The 19,988-nt window shown below is 55.8% G+C and carries 21 protein-coding genes; 11 read left to right on the top strand and 10 right to left on the bottom strand.

Annotated features, from left to right (window positions below; all coding sequences use genetic code 11):
* The 9 genes from ACH0VJ_RS09115 to hypF all read left to right on the top strand — a co-directional run bounded on the left by ACH0VJ_RS09115 (position 1) and on the right by hypF (position 8,808).
* Positions 1-924, top strand: a complete 924-nt coding sequence (locus ACH0VJ_RS09115; RefSeq protein WP_000110563.1) for a respiratory chain complex I subunit 1 family protein — start codon at positions 1-3, stop codon at positions 922-924.
* A 17-nt stretch (positions 925-941) separates the two neighbouring features.
* Positions 942-2,651, top strand: coding sequence for a formate hydrogenlyase subunit HycE (gene hycE / locus ACH0VJ_RS09110; RefSeq protein ID WP_001288155.1), 1,710 nt, complete (start codon positions 942-944; stop codon positions 2,649-2,651).
* Between the two features lie 9 nt (positions 2,652-2,660).
* Positions 2,661-3,203, top strand: a complete 543-nt coding sequence (hycF, locus tag ACH0VJ_RS09105) for a formate hydrogenlyase subunit HycF (RefSeq protein ID WP_000493767.1) — start codon at positions 2,661-2,663, stop codon at positions 3,201-3,203.
* Positions 3,203-3,970, top strand: coding sequence for a formate hydrogenlyase subunit HycG (gene hycG / locus ACH0VJ_RS09100; RefSeq protein WP_000067419.1), 768 nt, complete (start codon positions 3,203-3,205; stop codon positions 3,968-3,970). The genes hycF and hycG overlap by 1 nt, the downstream gene beginning before the upstream one ends.
* A complete protein-coding gene (locus ACH0VJ_RS09095) occupies positions 3,967-4,377 on the top strand; it encodes a formate hydrogenlyase maturation HycH family protein (protein ID WP_000003725.1) in 411 nt (136 codons plus the stop codon). The genes hycG and ACH0VJ_RS09095 overlap by 4 nt, the downstream gene beginning before the upstream one ends.
* Complete coding sequence (gene hycI / locus ACH0VJ_RS09090) at positions 4,370-4,840, top strand: hydrogenase maturation peptidase HycI (protein ID WP_000132996.1); 471 nt, start codon at positions 4,370-4,372, stop codon at positions 4,838-4,840. The genes ACH0VJ_RS09095 and hycI overlap by 8 nt, the downstream gene beginning before the upstream one ends.
* A gap of 26 nt (positions 4,841-4,866) precedes the next feature.
* Entirely contained in the window at positions 4,867-5,676 is an 810-nt protein-coding gene (locus ACH0VJ_RS09085) for a hypothetical protein (RefSeq protein ID WP_000902280.1), read from the top strand.
* 200 nt (positions 5,677-5,876) lie between these two features.
* On the top strand, positions 5,877-6,422 hold the full coding sequence (hydN, locus tag ACH0VJ_RS09080; protein ID WP_001078791.1) for an electron transport protein HydN: 546 nt from the start codon (positions 5,877-5,879) through the stop codon (positions 6,420-6,422).
* A gap of 145 nt (positions 6,423-6,567) precedes the next feature.
* Complete coding sequence (hypF, locus tag ACH0VJ_RS09075; protein ID WP_000963436.1) at positions 6,568-8,808, top strand: carbamoyltransferase HypF; 2,241 nt, start codon at positions 6,568-6,570, stop codon at positions 8,806-8,808.
* A 96-nt stretch (positions 8,809-8,904) separates the two neighbouring features.
* Here hypF and norW read toward each other — a convergent pair whose 3' ends face one another.
* Both norW and norV read right to left on the bottom strand, forming a co-directional pair.
* A complete protein-coding gene (gene norW, locus ACH0VJ_RS09070) occupies positions 8,905-10,038 on the bottom strand; it encodes an NADH:flavorubredoxin reductase NorW (protein WP_000086342.1) in 1,134 nt (377 codons plus the stop codon).
* Positions 10,035-11,474: an anaerobic nitric oxide reductase flavorubredoxin gene (gene norV, locus ACH0VJ_RS09065; RefSeq protein ID WP_000026011.1), complete on the bottom strand. Its 1,440-nt coding sequence runs from the start codon at positions 11,472-11,474 to the stop codon at positions 10,035-10,037. The genes norW and norV overlap by 4 nt, the downstream gene beginning before the upstream one ends.
* A gap of 184 nt (positions 11,475-11,658) precedes the next feature.
* On the opposite strand from norV, the gene norR reads away from it, so the two are divergent.
* Positions 11,659-13,179: a nitric oxide reductase transcriptional regulator NorR gene (norR, locus tag ACH0VJ_RS09060; protein WP_000010801.1), complete on the top strand. Its 1,521-nt coding sequence runs from the start codon at positions 11,659-11,661 to the stop codon at positions 13,177-13,179.
* On the opposite strand, the gene gutQ is transcribed toward norR, so the two are convergent.
* From gutQ to srlA, 7 genes are all read right to left on the bottom strand, one after another.
* Positions 13,176-14,141 (bottom strand): arabinose-5-phosphate isomerase GutQ, encoded by a 966-nt coding sequence (gene gutQ, locus ACH0VJ_RS09055; RefSeq protein ID WP_001278206.1) that lies wholly within the window; start codon positions 14,139-14,141, stop codon positions 13,176-13,178. The genes norR and gutQ overlap by 4 nt on opposite strands.
* Complete coding sequence (gene srlR, locus ACH0VJ_RS09050) at positions 14,134-14,907, bottom strand: glucitol operon DNA-binding transcriptional repressor SrlR (RefSeq protein WP_000804536.1); 774 nt, start codon at positions 14,905-14,907, stop codon at positions 14,134-14,136. Before srlR ends, gutQ begins: the two co-directional genes overlap by 8 nt.
* A 197-nt stretch (positions 14,908-15,104) precedes the next feature.
* Positions 15,105-15,464, bottom strand: a complete 360-nt coding sequence (gutM, locus tag ACH0VJ_RS09045; protein WP_000253627.1) for a transcriptional regulator GutM — start codon at positions 15,462-15,464, stop codon at positions 15,105-15,107.
* A 76-nt stretch (positions 15,465-15,540) separates the two neighbouring features.
* Positions 15,541-16,320, bottom strand: coding sequence for a sorbitol-6-phosphate dehydrogenase (srlD, locus tag ACH0VJ_RS09040; protein WP_001077372.1), 780 nt, complete (start codon positions 16,318-16,320; stop codon positions 15,541-15,543).
* 11 nt (positions 16,321-16,331) lie between these two features.
* Positions 16,332-16,694, bottom strand: coding sequence for a PTS glucitol/sorbitol transporter subunit IIA (gene srlB, locus ACH0VJ_RS09035; protein WP_000111553.1), 363 nt, complete (start codon positions 16,692-16,694; stop codon positions 16,332-16,334).
* An 11-nt stretch (positions 16,695-16,705) separates the two neighbouring features.
* Positions 16,706-17,677, bottom strand: coding sequence for a PTS glucitol/sorbitol transporter subunit IIB (locus ACH0VJ_RS09030; protein ID WP_000199033.1), 972 nt, complete (start codon positions 17,675-17,677; stop codon positions 16,706-16,708).
* Complete coding sequence (gene srlA, locus ACH0VJ_RS09025; RefSeq protein ID WP_000573333.1) at positions 17,674-18,237, bottom strand: PTS glucitol/sorbitol transporter subunit IIC; 564 nt, start codon at positions 18,235-18,237, stop codon at positions 17,674-17,676. The genes ACH0VJ_RS09030 and srlA overlap by 4 nt, the downstream gene beginning before the upstream one ends.
* Before the next feature lie 253 nt (positions 18,238-18,490).
* Between srlA and mltB the strand changes: the two genes are divergently transcribed.
* The gene (mltB, locus tag ACH0VJ_RS09020; RefSeq protein WP_000476819.1) at positions 18,491-19,570 is read left to right on the top strand and encodes a lytic murein transglycosylase B; all 1,080 of its coding nucleotides are present in this window, start codon (positions 18,491-18,493) and stop codon (positions 19,568-19,570) included.
* Between the two features lie 37 nt (positions 19,571-19,607).
* Here mltB and ACH0VJ_RS09015 read toward each other — a convergent pair whose 3' ends face one another.
* Entirely contained in the window at positions 19,608-19,853 is a 246-nt protein-coding gene (locus ACH0VJ_RS09015; RefSeq protein WP_001519391.1) for a hypothetical protein, read from the bottom strand.
* Positions 19,854-19,988 lie beyond the last annotated feature (135 nt).

Below are 19,988 nucleotides of genomic sequence, written 5' to 3'. Positions count from 1 at the left end.
ATGAGTGTGTTTTATCCGTTAATTCAGGCGCTGGTGCTATTTGCCGTTGCGCCATTGCTGTCCGGTATTACTCGCGTGGCGCGCGCCCGTCTACACAATCGCCGTGGGCCGGGCGTGTTGCAGGAGTACCGCGACATTATCAAACTGCTCGGTCGTCAGAGTATTGCGCCCGCTGATTCCGGCTGGGTTTTTCGCCTGACGCCGTTTGTGATGGTCGGCGTGATGCTGACTATCGCCACCGCGCTGCCGGTTGTCACCGTTGGATCTCCGTTGCCGCAACTGGGTGATTTAATCACCCTGATTTACCTGTTCGCCATCGCCCGTTTCTTCTTCTCTATTGCAGGCCTGGATACCGGCAGCCCGTTCACCGCGATCGGCGCCAGCCGTGAAGCGATGCTCGGCGTGCTGGTGGAGCCGATTCTGCTGCTGGGTCTGTGGGTCGCCGCGCAGGTGGCGGGTTCAACTCATATCAGCAATATCGCCGATACCATTTATCACTGGCCTGTCGCGCGTAGTATTCCGCTGATTCTGGCGCTGTGCGCCTGCGCCTTCGCCACCTTTATCGAAATGGGCAAGCTGCCGTTCGACCTGGCGGAAGCGGAGCAGGAGTTGCAGGAAGGGCCGTTGACCGAATACAGCGGTAGCGGCTTTGCGGTGCTGAAATGGGGCATCAGCCTTAAGCAACTGGTGGTGCTGCAAATGTTCGTCGGCGTGTTTCTGCCGTGGGGACAGATGGAAACCTTCAGCGCAGGCGGACTGTTGCTGGCGCTGGTGATTGCCGTCGTCAAGCTGATTGTCGGCGTACTGGTGATCGCCCTGTTTGAAAACAGCATGGCGCGACTGCGTTTTTGCGCCACTTCACGCGTGACCTGGGCCGGTTTTGGGTTTGCGTTTTTAGCCTTCGTCTCCTTGCTGGCGGCGTGATTTAAGAGAGTTTGAGCATGTCTGAAGAAAAATTAGGTCAACAATACCTTGCGGCGCTGCACCAGGCGTTTCCGGGCGTCGTGCTGGACGAAGCCTGGCAGACCAAAGATCAGCTGACTATTACGGTAAAAGTGAACTATCTGCCGGAAGTGGTGGAGTTTCTTTACTACCAGCAGGGTGGGTGGCTGTCGGTGCTGTTCGGTAATGACGAACGCCAGTTGTGCGGCCACTATGCCGTTTATTACGTGCTGTCGATGGAGCAGGGCACGAAGTGCTGGATTACCGTTCGCGTTGAAGTAGATGCCAATAAGCTGGAATTCCCATCCGTTACGCCGCGCGTGCCGGCTGCCGTGTGGGGTGAGCGCGAAGTACGCGACATGTACGGTTTAATCCCGGTCGGTCTGCCGGACGAGCGCCGTCTGGTGCTGCCGGACGACTGGCCGGATGAACTCTATCCGCTGCGTAAAGACAGCATGGATTATCGTCAGCGCCCGGCGCCGACCACCGATGCGGAAACCTACGAGTTCATTAACGAGCTGGGTGACAAGAAAAATAACGTGGTGCCGATTGGCCCGCTGCATGTCACCTCCGATGAACCGGGCCACTTCCGTCTGTTCGTCGATGGCGAAAACATTATCGACGCCGACTACCGTCTGTTCTATGTCCACCGCGGCATGGAAAAACTGGCGGAAACCCGTATGGGTTATAACGAAGTGACGTTCCTGTCGGATCGCGTGTGTGGTATCTGCGGCTTCGCCCACAGCACCGCCTACACCACTTCCGTGGAAAACGCGATGGGCATTCAGGTGCCGGAGCGTGCGCAAATGATCCGCGCTATTCTGCTGGAAGTGGAACGCCTGCACTCGCACCTGCTGAACTTAGGCCTGGCCTGCCACTTCACCGGCTTTGACTCCGGCTTTATGCAGTTCTTCCGCGTGCGTGAAACCTCCATGAAGATGGCGGAGATACTGACCGGGGCGCGCAAAACTTACGGTTTGAACCTGATCGGCGGGATTCGCCGCGATCTGCTGAAAGAAGACATGATCCAGACCCGTCAACTGGCGCAGCAGATGCGTCGTGACGTGCAGGAGCTGGTGGACATGCTGCTGAGCACGCCGAATATGGAACAGCGTACCGTGGGTATCGGCCGTCTGGACCCGGAAATTGCCCGTGACTTCAGTAATGTCGGCCCGATGGTGCGCGCCAGCGGTCACGCCCGCGACACCCGCGCCGACCACCCGTTTGTGGGCTATGGCCTGCTGCCGATGGAAGTGCACAGCGAGCAGGGCTGCGATGTGATTTCTCGTCTGAAAGTCCGTATCAACGAAGTTTACACCTCGCTGAATATGATCGATTTCGGTCTGGATAATCTGCCGGGCGGCCCGCTGATGGTGGAAGGCTTTACCTATATTCCGCACCGTTTTGCGCTCGGCTTTGCCGAAGCGCCGCGTGGTGACGATATCCACTGGAGCATGACCGGCGACAACCAGAAGCTGTACCGCTGGCGCTGCCGTGCGGCGACCTACGCCAACTGGCCGACGCTGCGCTATATGCTGCGCGGCAACACCGTCTCCGACGCGCCGCTGATTATCGGCAGCCTCGACCCGTGCTACTCCTGTACCGACCGGATGACCGTGGTCGATGTGCGTAAGAAGAAGAGCAAAGTCGTGCCGTACAAAGAACTTGAGCGCTACAGCATTGAGCGTAAAAACTCGCCGCTGAAATAAGGAATCGCCATGTTTACCTTTATCAAAAAAGTTATCAAAACCGGCACGGCGACCTCGTCTTATCCGCTGGAGCCGATTGCGGTTGATAAAAACTTCCGCGGCAAGCCGGAACATAATCCGCAGCAGTGCATCGGCTGCGCCGCCTGCGTTAATGCCTGCCCGTCGAACGCGCTGACGGTGGAAACCGATCTCGCGACCAATGAGCTGGCGTGGCAGTTCAATCTTGGCCGTTGTATCTTCTGCGGTCGCTGCGAAGAGGTGTGCCCGACGGCGGCGATTAAACTGTCGCAAGAGTACGAACTGGCGGTGTGGAAGAAAGAAGATTTCCTGCAACAGTCCCGCTTTGCGCTGTGCAACTGCCGCGTGTGCAATCGTCCTTTCGCGGTACAGAAAGAGATCGACTACGCCATTGCGCTGCTTGCGCACAACGGCGACAGCCGCGCGGAAAACCACCGCGAAAGCTTTGAGACCTGCCCGGACTGTAAGCGTCAGAAATGCCTGGTGCCGTCCGACCGTATTGAACTGACTCGCCATATGAAAGAGGTCAGCTAATGAGCAATTTATTAGGCCCGCGTGACGCCAACGGCATTCCGGTACCGATGACGGTGGATGAATCCATCGCCAGCATGAAGGCGTCTTTACTGAAAAATATTAAGCGTTCGGCATACGTTTACCGCGTGGACTGCGGCGGCTGTAACGGCTGTGAAATCGAAATCTTTGCGACGCTTTCGCCGCTGTTTGATGCCGAGCGTTTCGGCATCAAAGTGGTACCGTCGCCGCGTCATGCCGATATTCTGCTGTTTACCGGCGCGGTGACCCGCGCCATGCGCTCTCCGGCGCTGCGCGCCTGGCAGTCGGCGCCGGACCCGAAAATCTGTATCTCTTATGGGGCCTGCGGCAACAGCGGCGGCATCTTCCATGATCTGTACTGCGTCTGGGGCGGTACGGATAAAATCGTCCCGGTGGATGTGTATATTCCAGGCTGCCCGCCAACGCCTGCGGCGACGCTGTATGGCTTTGCGATGGCGCTTGGCCTGCTGGAGCAGAAAATCCACGCCCGCGCGCCGGGTGAGCTGGACGATCAGCCCGCAGAGATCCTGCATCCGGATATGGTGCAGCCGCTGCGCGTGAAGGTGGATCGCGCGGCGCGCCGGCTGGCGGGTTATCGCTATGGTCGTCAGATCGCCGATGATTACCTGACACAGTTGGGGCAGGGCGAGCAGCAAGTGGCGCGTTGGCTGGAAGCGGAAAACGATCCGCGTTTAACCGAAATTGTCACCCATCTCAATCATGTTGTTGAAGAGGCGCGTATCCGATGAGCGAACAGGTGGTGTTCAGTCAACTGAGCCGTAAGTTTATTGATGAGAACGATGCGACGCCTGCCGAGGCGCAGCAGGTTGTCTATTACAGCCTGGCGATTGGTCACCACCTGGGGGTTATCGATTGTCTGGAGGCCGCGCTCACCTGCCCATGGGATGAGTATCTGGCGTGGATCGCCACCCTGGAAGCCGGTAGCGATGCCCGGCGTAAAATGGAAGGCGTGCCGAAGTATGGCGAGATCGTTATCGATTTCAACCATGTGCAAATGCTGGCGCGCGCGTTTGATGAGGCGCGCGCTGCGCAGACCCCGCAGCAGCAAGAATGGAGCAAACTGATGCTCAGTATGCTGCATGACATTCATCAGGAAAGCGCCATCTATCTGATGGTGAGGAGGCTTCGTGACTGACGTTTTACTCTGTGTCGGCAACAGCATGATGGGCGACGACGGCGCAGGCCCGTTACTGGCGGGAATGTGCGCGGCGCAGCCGAAGGGCAACTGGGTTGTCATCGATGGCGGCAGCGCGCCGGAAAACGACATTGTGGCGATTCGCGAACTGCGCCCGCAGCGTCTGTTGATTGTCGACGCCACCGATATGGGACTTAATCCGGGCGAGATCCGCATCATCGATCCGGATGATATCGCCGAAATGTTTATGATGACCACCCACAATATGCCGCTCAACTACCTTATCGATCAGCTGAAAGAGGATGTCGGCGAGGTGATTTTTGTTGGTATCCAGCCGGATATCGTCGGGTTTTATTATCCGATGACTCAACCGATTAAGGACGCGGTAAATATCGTCTATCAGCGCCTGGAAGGCTGGCAGGGAAACGGCGGATTTGCCGCGCTGGAAGCGCCGGAGGCGTAAAATGCGCACATATTTAGGGAGAATTTGTGTTACACGGCAAAGGTTGTAAGAAGGACGTGAAGATTATCGTATGGAGCGGACTGCTATTTCTCTGCCTCGCCGCACGCGCACTGGCCACCGGTGTTGTCGGTTACCTGCCGATGAGCGACGGTGAATATGCGCAAAAGCGTGCGCTGAAGCCGCTGTTGACCCTGCCTTATTCTGTATCGCCCGACCAGACCTGGCATTTTCGCCAGGTCGGAGTCAGTGGCGTGACGCTACTGCCGGAGCCGAAAAAAGATAACGAATGGCGGATTAGCGGAAAAGACAGAGCCGGTAATTCGTGGGTTGTCCCGGTTGGAAGGCTGATTAATTTGGCGGGTAATGCGCAATTTTATCGCGCTGACCTCGATCGTAACGGCATTCAGGATCTGGTTATCTGGTTGGGCAATCCTGGGTTGGGCCTGGCGCCGAGCGCGCAATACATCATTTTCACCTTTCTCAAGAATGGCCGCCCCTGCGTCTTTGAACCGTGGGGGTTTTATACCGCGACCGATACTGGCGTTGATGATTTGCTTGATTTACAGGGCAATGGGCGCACGCAACTGTTGGATATGCAATTTGACTCAGGCTACTGGATAACCAATTTATATCAGGTGAAGGACGCCCGCTGGCAGCGCGTACACGGCTGGTTTGGCCGGTTGAGTTATCCGGCGCTGACCCGTTTTAATCACTATCCTGGCCGTAAATTAATTATCAAACCTATTGCCGGAAGGAATCCGCAAACGGACGATCTTTCCCTTACGCAGCGCTGTTTAATACGCGGTAACGTATTGCCAGGCGTTAATCAGGATTGATGCCAGTTGCGGTGCAGAGTTGGCTGGCTATCACTGCAAATCTTGACCACCACTGGCGACATTACGTGTCATCGACACTTGTGACGATGACACGTAAATGCTCACGAAAATAGAAATAATATTCTTAAATAACAATGAAATAAAAATTGGCACGATTCGTGTATATATCGGCACATCATCTGTTATTGCTGGAGAATTTGATGAACCGTTTCATCATTGCAGACGCGAGTAAGTGCATTGGTTGCCGTACCTGTGAAGTGGCTTGCGTCGTATCCCATCAGGAAAATCAGGATTGCGCATCGCTGACCCCTGAAACCTTTTTACCTCGTATCCATGTCATCAAAGGCGTGAATGTTTCCACGGCAACGCTGTGTCGCCAGTGTGAAGACGCGCCGTGCGCCAACGTTTGCCCGAATGGCGCCATCAGCCGTGACAAAGGCTTTGTTCATGTGATGCAGGAACGCTGCATTGGCTGTAAAACTTGCGTAGTGGCATGTCCTTACGGCGCCATGGAAGTGGTGGTACGTCCGGTGGTTCGCAATAGCGGCGCGGGGCTGAACGTGCGTGCCGAAAAAGCCGAAGCCAACAAGTGCGATCTGTGTCACCACCGTGAAGCCGGTCCGGCCTGTATGGCCGCTTGCCCAACGCACGCCCTAATCTGCGTGGACCGCAATAAGCTTGAACAGCTGAGCGCGGAAAAACGCCGTCGCGCGGCGCTGGATTCAACGGCATCGCTGCTTTTCTGATTTCTGCGATTGCGCGTAGAATACGCCACAAAGCATTGCCGGATGGCGGCATCAATGCCTTATCCGGTCTACGGTCCGTGCGGTTGTAGGCCTGATAAGCGTCGCGCCATCAGGCATCCGGGTTCGATGATGGCGGGAAAATAAGATGGCGATAGACACACCTTCCGGCGTACAGCTACGCATTCGGGGCAAAGTACAGGGCGTCGGTTTTCGTCCTTTTGTCTGGCAGCTGGCGCAGCAGTTGCGATTACACGGCGACGTGTGTAATGACGGCGACGGCGTCGTCGTTCGGCTGCTGGAAGAGCCGTCGCAATTTATTGCCGCGCTCTATCAGGATTGCCCGCCGCTGGCGCGCATTGACAGCGTTGAACACGCGTCGTTGGTATGGGAGCGCGCACCGACGGATTTCACCATTCGTCAGAGCGCAGGCGGTTCGATGAACACGCAAATCGTGCCGGATGCGGCGACCTGCCCGGCATGTCTTGCCGAGATGAATACCCCAGGCGAGCGGCGCTACCGTTATCCTTTCATCAATTGCACCCACTGCGGACCACGCTTCACCATTATTCGCGCTATGCCCTATGACCGGCCATTTACGGTGATGGCGGCGTTTCCCTTGTGTCCGGAATGCGACAACGAATACCGCGATCCGTACGATCGCCGTTTTCATGCCCAGCCCGTTGCCTGTCCGTCATGCGGGCCGCATCTTGAGTGGCGGAGCCAACATGAACGAGCGGAAAAAGAGGCGGCTTTGCAGGCGGCGGTCGCCCAACTGAACGCCGGAGGCATTATTGCCGTTAAAGGGCTGGGTGGTTTTCATCTGGCCTGCGATGCGCGCAACGATAACGCAGTGGCGATGCTGCGGGCGCGTAAACATCGCCCGGCGAAACCATTGGCGGTGATGTTGCCCACGGCGCAAACGCTGCCGAGCGCGGCGCGTTCGCTGCTGACCACGCCAGCGGCCCCGATTGTACTGGTGGATAAGCAGTATGTACCTTCGCTGAGTGAGGGCATCGCGCCAGGACTTACGGAGGTGGGTGTGATGCTGCCAGCCAACCCATTGCAACACCTCTTGTTGCAGGCGCTCAATTACCCGCTGGTGATGACATCCGGCAACCTGAGCGGCAAACCGCCCGCCATCACCAACGAACAGGCGCTGGACGATTTACACGATATTGCCGATGGTTTTCTGTTGCATAATCGCGACATTGTACAGCGCATGGACGACTCTGTCGTGCGCGACAGCGGCGAAATGCTGCGTCGTTCGCGGGGATACGTGCCGGACGCGATTGCGTTGCCGCCCGGATTTCGCGATGTGCCGCCGATACTTTGTCTGGGCGCGGATCTGAAAAACACGTTCTGTCTGGTACGCGGCGAACAGGCAGTTGTCAGCCAGCATTTAGGCGATCTCAGCGATGACGGTATCCAGGCGCAGTGGCGCGAGGCATTGCGTTTGATCCAGTCAATCTACGATTTTATCCCAGAGCGTATCGTCTGTGATGCGCATCCGGGCTATGTTTCCAGTCAGTGGGCCAGTGAGATGCGTCTACCGACAGAGACGGTGTTACACCATCATGCCCATGCGGCGGCTTGCCTGGCCGAGCATGGTTGGCCGCTGGACGGTGGAGAGGTGATTGCCCTGACGGTAGACGGTATCGGCATGGGTGAGAATGGCGCGCTATGGGGCGGAGAATGTTTGCGGGTCAATTATCGCGAGTGCGAACATTTAGGCGGTTTACCCGCCGTGGCGCTGCCGGGAGGCGATCTGGCTGCCAAACATCCGTGGCGTAATCTGTTGGCGCAGTGCCTGCGCTTTGTGCCGGACTGGCAGGATTATCCGGAGACAGCGGGGCTGCAACAGCAAAACTGGAATGTCCTGGCGCGCGCCATTGAGCGCGGCGTCAATGCCCCATTGGCGTCTTCCTGCGGGCGGTTGTTTGACGCGGTGGCTGCCGCGCTTCGCTGCGCGCCAGCATCGCTTAGCTATGAGGGCGAGGCCGCCTGCGCGCTGGAGGCGCTGGCCTCTCAATGCGCTAACGTTGAGCATCCGGTCACGATGCCGCTTAACGGCGCTCAACTGGACGTCGCCGTTTTCTGGCGGCAATGGTTGAACTGGCAGGCCACGCCCGCGCAACGCGCCTGGGCTTTTCATGATGCGCTGGCGTGCGGGTTTGCCACGCTAATGCGCCAGCAGGCTACGGCGCGGGGGATAACCACTCTGGTCTTCAGCGGCGGGGTGATACACAACCGCTTACTTCGCGCACGTCTCGCCTTTTATCTTTCTGATTTTAAATTGTTATTTCCGCAGCGGTTACCAGCGGGCGACGGCGGGCTGTCGTTTGGACAGGGCGTGATTGCCGCAGCGCGAGCGTTAAGTGAAGTGTAGGGCACCGGATGGCGGCTGCGCCTTATTCAGCCTGTAAATAGATGCTCACTCGTAGGCCGGATAAGACGCGAAGCGGCGCCATCCGGCATCACAGGCTTATACCGACAACGTTTTCAGCAGTGCAAAGGCCTCTTTCATGCGGTCTTCACTCACCACAAAGGCGCGTAGTTGGCCTTCTCCGCTCATGCCTTTGGCAATCATACCGTCAGATTCTGCGGTAATCTGCCAGCTTAAATCACGGCGCTGAGTTTCTCCCGCCAGATGCAGCGGCAGTTCCGGCGTTTTGACTTTGACCAGCATCGCCGGTAGCTTCAGCGGCGCGTTGCCGCCGAGCAGATTTTTCGCCAGGTACATCGCGCTTAACTGGATCGGTTGCAGGAAGGGCAGCACCTGACCGTTGATCTCCGCGCAATCGCCGATCGCATAAATATCCGGGTGACTGGTCTGTAGATAGCTATCCACGCAGACGCCGCGGTTGACGGCTACCCCGGCGCGGCGCGCCAGAGCGGTTTCCGGGCGTAAGCCGGTGGCGGCAATCACCGCATCGACCTCAATACTATGCTGGCTTACCAGCGTAGCGCGGATACCGGCTTCGGTTTTCTCCAGTTTTTGCAACTGCGATTTCAGCAGCAGATGCACCCCCATATCGGTCAGGTGATGCTGTAAGCGACTGCTCACTTCCGGTGGCATCAGTGAGGCGAGAAGGCTGGCGGCGTTATCCATCAGCGTTACCGTTTTCCCGGCGCGGCAGAAATCCATCGCTAATTCACTGCCAATGAGACCGCCGCCGACAATCAGCACTCGCTGCGCGTCGCGCAGTTGTGTCTCACAGGCGCGGTACTCCTGCTGGCTATTCAAAGTAAGCATTAACTCACGTCCTGTAATCGGCGGTACAAAGGCTGTCGCCCCGGTCGCCAGTACCAGCTTGTCGTACTGCCACTGCTTATCCTGACTTTTCACCACATGGGCATCGGCATCAATGTCAGCAACCCAGGTATGCGGGAACAGTCGCAGATTAAACTGTTCAGCAAATTCCCCCGCTAACTGACGGGTGAGATCATCGGCGCGCTGCGACTGGCTGATAACGTGGCTGAGATCGGGCTTGTTGTACTCATCCATGCTGTCCGCCGCAATCAGGGTTAACGGCACATGCGCATCTTGTTTACGGATATTTTTGACGAGCTGGCGGGCGGCGAAGCCCGACCCAATAATGATGATTCCCCGACTCATTTTGCCTCCGTCGCCAGTACGTCGAACACGTCTTTACCTAATGAACATTCCGGGCACAGGAAGTTATCCGGCACGTCGTTCCACGGCGTACCCGGCGCGACATCCTGCAACGGCTCGCCCAGCGCAGGGTCGTAAATCCACTGGCATACGCTGCATTGCATTTTGGGGCCGAGGTCTGCGGCGGCGCAGGTTGTGGTTTCTTCGACTGGCGCGGTTTTCTGTGTGGTTTCCGGCAGCGGAGCAAGCGCCCACTGACGCGCGATGTCGCGACCGTGCTGACGGCACAACTCCAGCGCATCCAGATCCGGACGCCATTTCGCTTTCAGACTCAGGGACATTTCAAAACCGGCATCCTGTAAGCGCGTGGACAGTCGATCCACCGCGCCGCCGCTCCAGCCATGAGAACCGAAGGCGCTGGCACGTTTGTTGCGAAAGCGCAGGCCGGTCATCTCTTCCACCAGACCAGCGATTTTCGGCATCATCACGTTGTTCATGGTAGAAGTGCCGACCAGCACGCCTTTCGAACGGAAGACGTTGGTCAATATTTCATTTTTATCGCTGCGGGCGACGTTAAAGATTTTGACCGCCACGTTGGGGTCCACTTCGTTGATACCCTGCGCGATGGCATCCGCCATCATGCGAGTATTGTTCGACATGGTATCGTAGAAAATAGTGATACGATCTTCCTGATAATCTGCCGCCCATTTCAGATACAGTTCCACGATTTGCGTTGGGTTGTCGCGCCATACCACGCCGTGTGAGGTGGCAATCATATCCACCGGCAGGTTGAAGCCGAGGATTTCGGTAATTTTTGGCGTTACCAGACGGCTGAACGGCGTCAGGATATTGGCGTAGTAGCGCTGGCATTGTTCAAACAGTTCGGTTTGGTCCACTTCATCATTGAACAGGCGCTCGTCGCAGTAGTGCTGACCAAAGGCGTCGTTGCTGAATAACACCGCGTCGCCGGTCATATAGGTCATCATGCTGTCCGGCCAGTGCAGCATCGGCGTTTCCACGAAGATCAACTGCTTGCCGTTGCCGATATCCAGCGTATCGCCGGTTTTCACCACCTTAAAATTCCATTCCGGGTGATGGTGATGGCCGTTGATAGAGTCAATGGCGTTGGCGGTACAGTAGATAGGCGTGTCCGGGATCTGCGCCATCAGTTCGGTCAGCGCGCCTGCATGGTCTTCTTCGGCATGGTTAATGATGATGTAGTCGATGTCCGCGAGGTCGATTTCACTGCGCAGATTTTGCACAAACTCACGGCTAAACTTATGATCGACGGTATCGATCAGCACATTCTTTTCTTCACGAATGAGATAGCTGTTATAGCTGCTGCCGCGCAGCGTTTTGTATTCAGTGCCGTGAAAATCACGTACTTCCCAGTCGCGCTGGCCAACCCAATGAATATTATTTTTAACCAGAATAGACATAACCACCTCAATTCATTCAACGTTTACAAAAAGTTGTTTTGCTTATTGCAGCTAGTGTGCCAACTTTTCATCTTATTGATTTGTATTGAGTTATATTGGTTTTGTATTTTTGATGTAGTCAAAAAGACTATAAATGATGCTGTCAATATGACACTATAGGTGTCAAAATGACAATGAGGTAACCATGAGTTTTTCCGTGGAGGTATTGGCGGGCATCGCCATTGAGTTACAACGCGGCATTGGGCATCAGGATCGTTTTCAGCGGCTGATTACTACGCTGCGTCAGGTTCTGGCGTGCGACGCCTCGGCGCTGTTGCGTTATGAATCACGACAATTTATTCCACTGGCGATTGATGGCCTGGCGCAGGACGTTCTCGGCAGACGTTTTACCCTGGAAGGGCATCCGCGCCTGGAAGCCATCGCTCGCGCGGGGGACGTGGTGCGTTTTCCGGCTGATAGCGATTTACCCGATCCGTATGACGGGTTAATTCCCGGACAGGAAAGCCTGAAAGTCCACGCCTGTGTTGGTCTGCCGCTGTTTGCCGGACAGAACCTCATCGGTGCGCTGACCCTTGATGCTATGACGCCGGAGCAGTTCGAGGTATTTAGCGATGAAGAGCTGCGGCTTGTCGCCGCGCTGGCCGCCGGGGCATTGAGCAATGCGCTGTTAATTGAACAACTGGAAAGCCAGAACATACTGCCCGGGTCGTCAGGCGTGTTTGAACCGATAAAAGAGACGCACATGATCGGCCTGTCGCCGGCGATGACGCAGTTGAAAAAAGAGATCGAGATTGTGGCGGGCTCCGATCTTAACGTGCTGATCGGCGGTGAAACGGGGACTGGTAAAGAGCTGGTGGCGAAAGCCATTCACCAGGGCTCCCCCAGAGCGGTCAATCCGCTGGTCTATCTCAACTGTGCCGCGCTGCCGGAAAGCGTGGCGGAGAGCGAGTTGTTTGGTCATGTAAAAGGGGCTTTTACCGGGGCTATCAGTAATCGTAGCGGTAAGTTTGAAATGGCGGATAACGGCACGCTGTTTCTGGATGAGATTGGCGAACTGTCGCTGGCGCTACAGGCCAAGCTACTTCGCGTGTTGCAGTATGGCGATATTCAGCGCGTCGGCGACGATCGTAGCCTGCGCGTGGATGTGCGGGTGTTGGCGGCGACCAACCGTGACCTGCGTGAAGAGGTGCTGGCGGGGCGTTTTCGCGCCGACCTGTTCCATCGCCTGAGCGTTTTCCCGCTCTTTGTGCCGCCGCTGCGCGAGCGCGGCGATGATGTGGTGTTGCTGGCGGGCTATTTTTGCGAGCAGTGCCGACTGCGGCTGGGGCTGTCCCGCGTGGTACTGAGTCCCGGCGCGCGCCGCCATTTGCTCAACTATGGCTGGCCGGGCAACGTCCGGGAGCTGGAACATGCCATTCACCGTGCGGTTGTACTGGCGAGAGCGACCCGGGCAGGGGATGAGGTAGTACTGGAGGAGCAGCATTTTGCCTTGTCAGAGGACGTTTTACCCGCGCCGTCTGCGGAAAGCTTTCTGGCGCTGCCGGCCTGCCGCAATTTGCGCGAATCGACGGAGAACTTCCAGCGAGAGATGATTCGCCAGGCGCTGGCGCAAAATAATCACAACTGGGCGGCCAGTGCGCGGGCGCTGGAAACCGACGTCGCCAACCTGCATCGGCTGGCGAAGCGTCTGGGACTGAAGGATTAGATAATCCCCGCCTGGTAGAAATCCTGCAGGTTAATGGCGCCGGTGAGTTTGCCGTTTTCATCGACCACCGGCGCGGCGGTAATTTTGCGTTTCATCAGGAGCTCTTTGGCGTCAATGGCGCGGCTTTGCGCCTGGAGCGTAATACCGTTGGGCGTCATGGCTTCGCTTACCGGCGTGGTGAGCGCGCCGCCGCCCACCAGCCAGCGACGCAGGTCGCCGTCGGTAAAGACGCCTTTCACAACATGTTGCTCATCGCAAACCGCCACCAGCCCCAGCCCGGTACGGCTAAGTTCCAGCATGGCATCCATCACGCTGGTGGCGAGCATTACCTGCGGTATTGCATCGCCCTGGCGCATCAGGTGATGCACATTATTGAGCAAACGCGCGCCCAGTGCGCCAGCCGGATGCGAACGGGCGAAATCTTCTTCGTTAAAACCGCGCGCCTGCATGACCGCCATCGCCAGCGCATCGCCCATCATCAGCGTATTGACGGTACTGGATGTCGGCGCCAGATGCATCGGACAGGCTTCACGCTCGACGGAAATATCCAGAACGGCTTTTGCCGCTCGCCCCAGCGGAGAGTGAGGTTTACCGGTCATCGCCAGCAGCGCGACGGATTTATCTTCCAGACGCGGGATGATGAGGTCGAGTTCTTTTGCGCCGCCGGAATAGGAGATAAATAACATCACGTCGCGGCTTTCAATCATCCCCAGATCGCCATGCAGTGCTTCCGCCGGATGAACAAAAAAAGCGGGAGTACCAGTACTGGCAAGCGTCGCGGCGATTTTTTTACCAATATGACCTGACTTGCCAATGCCGGAAACGATCACTTTGCCTTCACAGTGAATAATGATATTGGCGGCGCGGACAAAATCATCGCCCAGACGCTCCGGCAGACGGCTGGCTTCTTGTAGCTCCAGCATTAAGGTCTGACGGCCCGCGTTTAGTAGTGCATCACTCATTGCTTTCTCCGGTTATGATTACTTCAATCCCTTTTGCTTCCAGCGCCTGACGAAATGCCGGATCGATACCCGCGTCCGTGATCAGTTTGTCGACGGTTTCCAGACTGCACACCACATTGGGGCTTTTACGACCAAATTTTGAGGAGTCCGCCATCAGAATCACCTCGCGTGCTGCATTGCACATTGCGTTACTGACGGTGTAAACCTCATTGAACGTGGTCACACCGACGTTCAGGTCAATACCGTCAGTTCCCATGAAAAGTTTATCAAAGCTGAATTGCTCAAAGGCGTTTTCCGCCAGTTGACCGTGAAACGACGCCGATTTTTTACGGAAGGTGCCGCCGGGCATCAGGATAGTTTGTTCGTTGTCCAGTTCCGATAGCGCGTTAACAATATGGAGGCTGTTGGTCATCACCGTGATGTTGCTAAAACGCGAAAGCAACGGCACCATCTGTAACACGGTACTTCCGGCGTCCAGAATAATGGAATCGCCATCATGGATATATTTCACAGCGGCTGCGGCTATCAGCGCTTTTTTGTGGGTGTTGATAAGCGTTTTGTGATCAATAGGCGGATCGGACTCTTCTTTATTCAACACCACGCCGCCATAGGTGCGGATGACGGTTCCGGCATTTTCCAGAATGACCAGATCTTTACGGATAGTGGTGCCTGTCGTGTCAAAGTACTGGGCCAGTTCTTCAACCGAGCATTTTCCCTGTTTTTGCAGGTGCTCCAGAATCGCGGCCTGACGCTGACGAGGTTTCATAGGCGTGATTACCCTGACTTATGTATTTACCCGTCATACTTCACGCTGCATGTGCGTTGGCTTTCCTCGCTTACCCCGGTCACGTACTGATGTACGCTCCTGGGATTCGCTGCGTTGCCGCCTTCCTGCAACTCGAATTATTTAGGGTATTGGTTGCAAAATGATAATTTCGCAAGCTATACGCATTCACAACGAAATTACCCATGTTTCAGTTTAAGCGCCAATGATAGTGCATTCTGCGCGAGCGAATCATGGGGAAAGATCACATCAGGCTGTAATTCATGCAAATGTTTTCCTTGCATTGCGGCAATTTTAACCGGTCTGGCGAATACCGTAAGGCCTTTCATCAATAAAGTGTCCGTCACCCGCTGCTGTTCGTCCAGCGCCACGGCAACCACCACCCGGGGCTTAAAACGCCCGCCGGAGCGCCCGACGCCGACCCGTCCCTGTTGGCTAAGTTTATCGAAAGCTCGATTAAAGCGGGAAATCTGCCAGCCGCCCAGCGCCAGCTGCGCACACCAGGCGATAACGGCGACGGTAATCAGAATGGAAACCATAATGTGCTCCTGTTGTTTTGCCTGATGGCGGCGTAACCGTCTTATCCGGCCTACGGCGCCATCCGGCAATTCACGGTCAGAACATCACTTGACCGCCGGTTACGTTGATCGACTGCCCGGTGCAATAAGACGCTTTCGGGCTGGCATAAAATAGCAGCATGTTCAGCACATCCTGATAATCACACCCGCGTTTGAGCGGTACTTTATCAATGTAATACTGTTCCACCTCGTCGGGCTTAATGCCCAGTTTAGTGGCGTATTGCGGCAGCAGTGACTGGAACATCGGCGATTTCAACAGGTTGCCGAGCATCAACGAGTGTACGGTAATGCCGTATTCCGCCAGATCCAGCGCCAGAGACTGGGTTAACCCCACGCCGCCGAATTTCGCCGCGCTGTAGCCGGAGTTGTGTTTACTGCCCACTTTGCCGGATTTAGAGTTAATCTGAATAATGCGCCCCTGAATGCCGTCGCGGATCATCAGGCGGGAAAACTCACGGGCGCAGAGGAAATAGCCCACCAGATTCACCTGTAGCGAGCGGTCAAAATCGCCCAACTGGAAATCGCTGATAAACGCCGCTTTGGCGATACCCGCGCTGTAAACCAGCAGATCGACGCGCCCGAAAATCTCGTCTACGCCGCGGGAAAGCGCCAGCACGCTCTGCTCGCTGGTGGCGTCGGCGCCAAAACCGTACGCCATACCTTCGCCAAAATCGGCGTTAATTTCCTGGGCGACATTCGCGGCTTTATCGCTTTGAATATCAACGACCGCCACGCGGTATCCTTCTTCTGCAAGCCCACGGCAAAGGAATGCCCCCAGGGTCTGGCCTCCGCCAATGACAACGGCAACTTGATTCATGTTTTTTCTCCTTAAGCGACAAACGTCAAAATACAGCCCGGCGCGATATCGTCCGGTACAGGCCCCGCAACGTGTACGGTGCCGGGAAATTCTGCTTCGCGCAGACCATCGAAGCGCAAAGTGATATGCCCCAGTTCACGCAGGTTTTGCTCGGCTACGCTGCCGACCGCCGTGACCGGATAGCAATGTTGACCCAATTCACACCGCGCGCCAGGCTGCAGCGCGCCGGTCAGTTCGCCATGACAATGGATGAAGCAAAATTCTTCGATATCCGCCGGCGCGCCTTCCCGAAACGTAATCAGCATCTGTTCGCCGAGCGCTTCCTTCGCGCTCTGGCCGATACGGGTGATGGTGGTTTGATAAATCACGCTCATGTCTGAACCTCTTATTGATAGATAAAGCCGGAAACAAACCAGGCGATAAGTACCGTGGGCGCGCCAGTCAGGAAGCGTCCGACCAGCACAGAAGGTACGCCGACGCGAACGGTGTCTTGTTTCGCTTCCGCCAGTGACAGGCCGACCGGGATAAAGTCGCAGGCCGCCTGCGCGTTAATCGCGAACAGGGCGGGAAGCGCCAGATGCGGGGGGATATTGCCCAGGCCTATCTGAACGCCGATCAGGACGCCAATGACCTGAGCGATAACCGCGCCAGGGCCGAGAAAGGGCGACAGCAGCGGGAAAGAGCAGATCAATGCCAGCGTCACCAGCCCCAGTGGATGGCTGGCTAATGGCGCCAGGCCGTGGGCGATCCAGTCGCCAAGACCTGAGGCCATAATGATGCCGATCAGCGCCGAAACGAACGCCATAAACGGCAGGATTGTTTTCAGGACCGTATCAATGGTGTCGCGACCGGACTGGAACAGTACCGCCACGGCGGAGCCCATTCCCATACCGACTTTTGCCAGCAGCCCGTCGCTCTGCTCGGTGATTTTTTTGCTGGTGTCGTAGTCACGTCCTAATGTCGTTTTGGCAGGTTGGGGACTGGCAGGCGTTTCGCCGACAAGAGTAATGTTTTCTTCTTTTACGCCGGAGACATAAATATCCTCAACAATATACTGCGCCAGTGGGCCGGACTTACCCGTCGAGTGAATATTAATGGTTGGGATCCGGCGTTTCGGGTAGATACCGCAGCGCAGCGTACCGCCGCAGTCGATAATGGCCGCGCCGATCTCCGCTTCCGGCGGTTCGCCTTCTTTAAAGCCGTCCACCGCTTGCCAGCCTGTTAGTTGCGCCAGTTTGTCGACGATCGCCGGGCGCGTACCGGCTGTGATATAGACGATCTTTTTGTCTGGCGTAACGTCCAGTTCAAGCGGGCCGCCCCAGCCGCCGGCGCCTTTCTCAATACGAACCCGTGTCATGATACCGCTCCTGTCAGATGAACTTTCTGCTCAAGTTGAATCCCCATTTTTTTCTCAAAAATAGCGGTGGTGAGATCGGTGACCCAACCGCGGAAGAAGTTCGTCACCAGACCTACCAGCAGATAGCTCACCGCGAGCGGGCCGAGAGGAAGCCCTAACGTGGTGAGTCCGCTGGCGATACCCAGATAAACAAACAGTTCGCCGGGATTGATATGCGGAAACAGACCGTTCATGGAGTGACAGCTATAGGAGGCCGCCGCGTAATAGCTCGGCTTGTACTTCTCCGGCATAAAGCGTCCCAAACTCAGGGTCATCGGATTACAAAAAACAAATGTCCCGATACACGGTAAAAGCAGGTAACGAGATAGCGGATTTCCGGCACAACGTTGGGCAAAACGCTCAATACGCTGCTGGCCGATAAAATTGATGAGCGCATTCATGATAACCAGCAGGCTTATCAGTAGCGGAAGAATACCTGTCACCATACCGGTAAACACCTCTCCGCCTTTCTGGAATAACCCGATGAACCACTCCGCACCATGTGTAATGGTTTCGATCATTGTTCTCTCCTGTAGGGTTTTTAGTTTTCTTGCTAATTTCCTGTTCATTGTAATCATGTTGAAAGATTCAAAAGTGTTATTGTGATCGCAAAATAAAAGAAAAATATTTTAAGTTGAAAGATCGCGGGGGTGGGGGAGCGGATACAAACTGAAAAGAGGAGAAAGGTGATTTATTCTCTTGTGCCGCTTCCTTGTGCGGCGGGGGATGCTTTACCATACTTCTCCCTGGCTGAATTTGTTTAATGGATCTCTCATGTTCAAGCGTCGTTATGTAGCGTTACTTCCACTTTGCGTATTGCTTGCTGCCTGTAGCAGCACGCCAAAATCTTCCGAGACTCAAGCGACGACGGGCACGCCTTCCGGCGGCTTCCTGCTTGAGCCGCAGCATAACGTCATGCAAATGGGCGGCGACTTCGCCAACAACCCTAATGCGCAGCAGTTCATTGATAAAATGGTCAGTAAACACGGTTTCGACCGTCAGCAGTTGCAAGAGATCCTCTCGCAGTCTAAAAGACTGGATTACGTCCTGCGTCTGATGGACAGACAAGCGCCGACCACTCAGCCGCCCGCTGGACCAAATGGCGCCTGGTTGCGCTACCGCAAACAATTTATTACGCCGGATAACGTGCAAAACGGCGTCGCGTTCTGGAATCAGTATGAAGACGCGCTGAACCGCGCCTGGCAGGTATACGGCGTACCGCCGGAAATCATCGTGGGGATTATCGGCGTGGAAACCCGCTGGGGACGTATCATGGGGAAAACGCGGATTCTGGACGCGCTGGCGACGCTGTCATTTAACTATCCGCGCCGGGCGGAATATTTCTCCGGCGAGCTGGAAACCTTCCTGCTCATGGCGCGCGATGAGCAAGACGATCCGCTCAATCTGAAAGGTTCCTTTGCCGGCGCGATGGGCTACGGCCAGTTTATGCCGTCTTCCTATAAAGAATATGCGGTCGATTTCAATGGCGATGGGCACATTAACTTGTGGGATCCGGTAGATGCCATCGGCAGCGTGGCGAACTATTTCAAGGCGCATGGTTGGGTGAAAGGCGATATGGTTGCGGTGCCAGCGAATGGTCAGGCGCCGGGACTGGCGAATGGTTTCAAAACAAAATACAGCCTCTCTCAGCTTGCCGCCGCAGGCTTAACGCCGCAGCAATCGTTGGGCAATCATCAGGAAGCCAGCCTGCTTCGTTTGGATATCGGTACGGGCTACCAGTACTGGTACGGCCTGCCGAACTTCTACACCATTACCCGATATAACCACAGCACGCATTATGCGATGGCGGTTTGGCAACTGGGCCAGGCGGTAGCGCTGGCGCGGGTGCGCTAATTTACGCTTAGGGAGGGGAGCACCCCCTCCGCTATTATTATGGCTTTTTGGGCTGATTCTCTGCCTGCAAGTGGGATATCTTCTTTGATAGTGCCAGACTATATCCCAGACATCCCAGGCCTAAGATAATTTGACCGCCATCATACGGTTCAAAATAGCCTGACGATAATATATTCAGTACTCCCATTCCTAATGAACATACTCCACCCACAATTAACCACAGCCGTAGTTGACAGGTTTGTTTCAGTTTGTGCTGTGTGCTTTCCGTTTTTTTGAGTGACATCCTTGCTTTCTCTCCGTGCGTGTAAATTTAGCGACATGGTACTGCTATTTAGTCATGTGCTACCTCATTTCATTCTGCATAAATAACCTGCTGGCATTTTTTCGGAATCCGACTCGTAAAATCGACTGCTCGTCC

The sequence above is a fragment of the Salmonella sp. 2020_1459 genome, assembly GCF_043847915.1.
GTDB classification, from domain to species: Bacteria; Pseudomonadota; Gammaproteobacteria; order Enterobacterales; family Enterobacteriaceae; genus Salmonella; species Salmonella enterica.
Note: the sequence above shows the minus strand (reverse complement) of the source record. Positions and strands in the feature narration are given on the sequence as shown.

Bases quoted from the DNA above. Each gene is read 5' to 3' on its own strand.
- mltB (WP_000476819.1), top strand. From the start codon at position 18,491: ATGTTCAAGCGTCGTTATGTAGCGTTACTTCCACTTTGCGTATTGCTT.
- hydN (WP_001078791.1), top strand. From the start codon at position 5,877: ATGAACCGTTTCATCATTGCAGACGCGAGTAAGTGCATTGGTTGCCGT.
- ACH0VJ_RS09115 (WP_000110563.1), top strand. From the start codon at position 1: ATGAGTGTGTTTTATCCGTTAATTCAGGCGCTGGTGCTATTTGCCGTT.
- srlR (WP_000804536.1), bottom strand. From the start codon at position 14,907: ATGAAACCTCGTCAGCGTCAGGCCGCGATTCTGGAGCACCTGCAAAAA.
- srlD (WP_001077372.1), bottom strand. From the start codon at position 16,320: ATGAATCAAGTTGCCGTTGTCATTGGCGGAGGCCAGACCCTGGGGGCA.
- gutQ (WP_001278206.1), bottom strand. From the start codon at position 14,141: ATGAGTGATGCACTACTAAACGCGGGCCGTCAGACCTTAATGCTGGAG.
- srlB (WP_000111553.1), bottom strand. From the start codon at position 16,694: ATGAGCGTGATTTATCAAACCACCATCACCCGTATCGGCCAGAGCGCG.
- ACH0VJ_RS09015 (WP_001519391.1), bottom strand. From the start codon at position 19,853: ATGTCACTCAAAAAAACGGAAAGCACACAGCACAAACTGAAACAAACC.
- norW (WP_000086342.1), bottom strand. From the start codon at position 10,038: ATGAGTCGGGGAATCATCATTATTGGGTCGGGCTTCGCCGCCCGCCAG.
- ACH0VJ_RS09095 (WP_000003725.1), top strand. From the start codon at position 3,967: ATGAGCGAACAGGTGGTGTTCAGTCAACTGAGCCGTAAGTTTATTGAT.
- norV (WP_000026011.1), bottom strand. From the start codon at position 11,474: ATGTCTATTCTGGTTAAAAATAATATTCATTGGGTTGGCCAGCGCGAC.
- ACH0VJ_RS09030 (WP_000199033.1), bottom strand. From the start codon at position 17,677: ATGACACGGGTTCGTATTGAGAAAGGCGCCGGCGGCTGGGGCGGCCCG.
- norR (WP_000010801.1), top strand. From the start codon at position 11,659: ATGAGTTTTTCCGTGGAGGTATTGGCGGGCATCGCCATTGAGTTACAA.
- gutM (WP_000253627.1), bottom strand. From the start codon at position 15,464: ATGGTTTCCATTCTGATTACCGTCGCCGTTATCGCCTGGTGTGCGCAG.
- hycG (WP_000067419.1), top strand. From the start codon at position 3,203: ATGAGCAATTTATTAGGCCCGCGTGACGCCAACGGCATTCCGGTACCG.
- hycE (WP_001288155.1), top strand. From the start codon at position 942: ATGTCTGAAGAAAAATTAGGTCAACAATACCTTGCGGCGCTGCACCAG.
- hypF (WP_000963436.1), top strand. From the start codon at position 6,568: ATGGCGATAGACACACCTTCCGGCGTACAGCTACGCATTCGGGGCAAA.
- srlA (WP_000573333.1), bottom strand. From the start codon at position 18,237: ATGATCGAAACCATTACACATGGTGCGGAGTGGTTCATCGGGTTATTC.
- hycF (WP_000493767.1), top strand. From the start codon at position 2,661: ATGTTTACCTTTATCAAAAAAGTTATCAAAACCGGCACGGCGACCTCG.